Annotated in this window: 1 protein-coding gene; it reads left to right on the forward strand. The window is 42.3% G+C overall.

The features are described 5' to 3' along the window. Nucleotides 1–773, forward strand: a 773-nt coding sequence (locus N1032_RS24945) for a hypothetical protein (protein ID WP_259543244.1), incomplete at both ends; no start/stop codon positions are given.

Here is a 773-nt window from a genome sequence, read left to right on the forward strand (position 1 = left end):
TATTCCATTGCCAAGCAGGGTTTTGAGGAAACGCTGAAGAATATGAACGGTAAGTTCACTTTAGTATGGCATGATGCCAAAGAGCAAACCTTAAACTTTATCCGAAACAAAGACCGTCCTTTCCATTTGGTTGAAACCACAACAGGTGACTGGTTTGGTGCTTCCGAGGAAGATATGATTATGTGGTTATTTAAACGCAAATCATTCGGACCGACTATTAAACGTCACTTCGAAATGGAAGTGGGGGTTCAGTATGTCTTCGATGTTTCTTCCGGATTTAAGTTTAAGGAGGAACGGAAGCATGAGCTTCCAACCTTTCGCCGCCACTACCCAGTCTATAGCGGATACAATCGTAACTGGTATAATGACTATGATGACGACTACGACTATGACTATGGAAGAGGCACTCGCCAGCCCAATGCTTCTCAGTCTAGTTACAGCGGAAACAGGAGCACGAGCCAAACGAGTACGCAAACTGATAAAGAAAGTAAAGAAGCTCAGTTAAATCGTATTCTGGAAGCTCACGGGGTTAAGGCAGAAGTAGGCGATTTCATTCACTTTGAAAGCTTCCAATTTGACCCATATCCGAAGAACAAAGATAAAGGCAAACTCACTGGTTATTGTGGTTCTGCTGAATACATCGAAGTTCAGGCGCATGGTTTCAACACTGAAGATTATGTCGAAGGTGGTGAATATCGTGGTAAGATTATCTCAGCGTATGAGATGAATTATATCTTACATATCATTGTTGCACCAGCCACACCAATTAAAGT

It is taken from the genome of Herbiconiux daphne (assembly GCF_024979295.1).
GTDB lineage: Bacteria > Actinomycetota > Actinomycetes > Actinomycetales > Microbacteriaceae > Herbiconiux > Herbiconiux daphnes.